The organism is Alkalibaculum bacchi, assembly GCF_937875145.1.
In the GTDB taxonomy this organism is placed as follows: Bacteria; Bacillota; Clostridia; order Eubacteriales; family Alkalibacteraceae; genus Alkalibaculum; species Alkalibaculum bacchi_A.
On record NZ_CALNCS010000164.1, the window covers coordinates 1 to 3,143 of the forward strand.

A 3,143-nucleotide genomic window follows, 5' to 3' on the forward strand; every position below is an offset into this window, starting at 1 on the left:
GTGACAGTAAGGGACCCTTCACCATTTATGGTTAAATCATCTTTACTAAATAGAGCCGCATTAGGCTCATCACTACCAGACTCTAATGTATATGTTTTACCATCTGTAAGGGTGTTTTTCGTGTTCTTTGCTAAAGTAAGAATCGTCTTATCAGAGTTCACTACATAGATAGGTGAATTATCGCTACAATTTATATTTGCTCCATTTAAAATCACTCTAACCGTTTCCTCATCTTTAGAATTAATTAAAATTTGACCGTCATTTAGAGTACCTGATATAACGTAAGTTCCGCCTGACAGGATAGTTAGCATATTATCTTTAACAAGAGCACCATCTCCACTACTCTCAATAGAATCTCCCTTTAATTCAATAGAAACGAAATCTTCTTGGCTCCATTCATCCTTTAAATCTTCTTCACTAAAATTTACGGAGATAGAAGAGGAACTATTTGACGTATTAGTATTATTTGTAGTCTTAAGAGTACAAGAACTAAAGATCCATACACAAAGAATTGAGAGAAGCAACGCCTTATATATCTTATTATTTAGTCTTTTTAATAACATGGTTTTCTCCTTATGGTTGTTTTGTCACTATAAAATAAAATGTAAGTGTTTAGGCAGCGTATTCGCCATTATAGCTTACTAGTGTAGCATGGTTTACCCCGTGTAAGGCAGAAAGTTCATTTAAAAACACAGTATCATTATTTTTTATTCTGACTTCATAAATCAATTCAATCGTTTCATCAGTGATGGCTTTACTCTTTATCTTATGCTTATTGCACTTTACTTTTATAAGCTCTGAACAGGAGACTTCTGTAATTTCATTTTTGCATTCGATCATGAGAATATAAGGAGACTCTTTAGGACTAGACATTTGAAATCCGATTAACACAATTCCTATGAAAAAAGATCCTAATAAGGCTAAAGGAAGTAAACCAGCTCCGAGGATGATTCCTGCCCCAATTGCCCAGAATAAAAATACTAAATCCAGTGGGTCCTTAATGGCCGTTCTAAATCTTACAATGGATAAAGCGCCTACCATTCCTAGGGATAGTACAATATTACTTGTTACTGCAAGTATAATAAAAGTTGTGAGCATGGTTAAAAGCACAAGGGAAGTATTAAAAGGCTTTGAGTACATAACACCTGAAAATGTTTTTTTGTAAATGAAGTATATAAATAGACCAATGCCAAAAGCGCCTATTAGAGCAATGGTTGCATCTATAATAGAAAAGTCGCTTACCCTTTCTAAAAAACTAGACTTTAAAATATCGTTAAAATTCATACTTTACCTCCAAATTTTTATGCATTAAGGGTAAAAAGTCTACCCGATGCGTATTTTGAAATTGCTGTGCTTGTAGTCTCATTTACTTGTATTAAGTCTCTAATGATTTCTGGTAAGAAGTGGTCAAACTTTACTTCGAGAACACACTTATGTGGTTCTATTTCTAGGTACGATAGTGTATCATTAAAAAAATCTGTAGGATCAATGCTACACCGAATATTGTAGTCTAGTGTTATTCTCGTGTTTCCAGGCCTAAAAGTATAAGCCTCTCTTTCGTATTGAATAATAATTTTAGGGAGTAATACTTTTGTCTTCATTTTTACATAGAACTCTTTTAGTATAGAGTCGTCTTTGTCTTTAAGAAATTCAATATCTCCTAAAAGGATCCTTTGAATATCCTTTTTGGCCAGCTTTGTGCTGAGCTTATATCCTTTTCGTATCTCCTTGACCTTTTTTTCTAATCGAATATAATTGTAATCATTGTTATAACACCTAATTCTAAATTTTTCCCGATAAGGGTCTCCATTTAATTTTTCGTTTAAAGCATCATCGTATATGGTGTCAAAATATAAGCTTTTAATGAGATAGCTTTTCCCTTGAGAATGTACATCCATAGGAAGGAATCTTTTTAATCTTGAGTGCAGTGTTATTCTAGCTTCCTGTGAAATGGAGTGTTTGTATTCATTTCGGTAATATTTTTCTTGCAAGTTTATAACCTCCTCTTTTAATTGTCTGTAGTATTAGTTTAAAAGAAAAGAAAAAAAGTTTCTCCGAAAAAAGGCGTCAAAATTAAGGCAAAAATTACGCACAAAAAGCGCCGAAGGTGCTTTTTGTCGCTAGTTCCTAGTTACGAGCATCTGGGTATTCCTTTAAAATTAAGAAGGGGAAGAAAGTTCGACGTTTTAATTTAACTACTTTTTTATGTGTGATTGCTGATGACTAAGGTGTCAAAGGCACTTTTCTGAGGAAGGATCTATTTCATTAAAAAATATAGTAAAAGCCGTTCCCTTAGGGCTTGATTGGACTTCTACTCGACCACCGTAGGAAAGGACTATGGATTTTACGATTGAAAGACCTATACCGTGGACTCCGTTTTCTCCCTTATAAAAGCGATCAAAAATACGAGGAAGATCTTCCTGGATGATTCCAGGACCATTATCTTCAACTTTGATGAGTATTCTACCTTGAATTTTTCTACAGGTAATGATTATTTTATCTCTAGAATACCGTAAGGCATTGGACAATAAATTTTGAAAGGCTCGCTCCATAGATTTCTCGTCGTAAGCAAAAAGTACTGGCACTTCATCAAACTCATAGATTATTTTTATGTTTTTACTTGTAAATAAAGAATGGTATCTTTCAGCGGCATAAGATAAAGTCTCTCGTAGATCGTTTTCTGTAGTGATCATATCCTTTGATCTAGATTCTAATCGCGAAAGGTAGATAATATCTTCTACTAATTCGCTAAGTGTATCCGTTTCATCTTTTATGATAGTACAGGCACTGTTCTTTTCTAAAATATCAAATTGAATGCCTTCTGCATTGGTTTTAATGATTTGCAGGGGGGTTCTCAATTCATGTGAAACATTTTGAAAGAATGCTCTTTGCTCTGCGTCATATGCCTTTAATTTTTTTGATGCGTCATTCATGGAGTTTTTTAGATGATGAAGCTCTAAATCGTCAAATTCATCTTCTATGGTTTCATATTTGCCTTCGCCAATTTTCTTGGCAAACTCTGATAAGTATACAATGGGCTCAGTAATCCTTGACCCAATGATATAGGTCATCAGTACAGTTGCCACTAAAGCAAGAATCATGATAATCCATAAAATACGGCTAAGATTCACTTTAAATTCATT

The 3,143-nt window shown here is 33.8% G+C and carries 4 protein-coding genes; all 4 read right to left on the reverse strand.

Annotated features, from left to right (window positions below):
• The coding region (locus Q7P22_RS09985) for a carbohydrate-binding domain-containing protein (protein ID WP_303863735.1) at window positions 1-563 on the reverse strand (563 nt) is incomplete at its 3' end.
• A 49-nt stretch (window positions 564-612) separates the two neighbouring features.
• Window positions 613-1,284, reverse strand: a complete 672-nt coding sequence (locus tag Q7P22_RS09990; RefSeq protein ID WP_303863737.1) for a DUF4956 domain-containing protein — start codon at window positions 1,282-1,284, stop codon at window positions 613-615.
• Between the two features lie 17 nt (window positions 1,285-1,301).
• Window positions 1,302-1,991, reverse strand: a complete 690-nt coding sequence (locus Q7P22_RS09995) for a polyphosphate polymerase domain-containing protein (protein ID WP_303863739.1) — start codon at window positions 1,989-1,991, stop codon at window positions 1,302-1,304.
• Between the two features lie 240 nt (window positions 1,992-2,231).
• On the reverse strand, window positions 2,232-3,143 hold a 912-nt coding region (locus Q7P22_RS10000), incomplete at its 5' end, for a cell wall metabolism sensor histidine kinase WalK (RefSeq protein ID WP_303863741.1).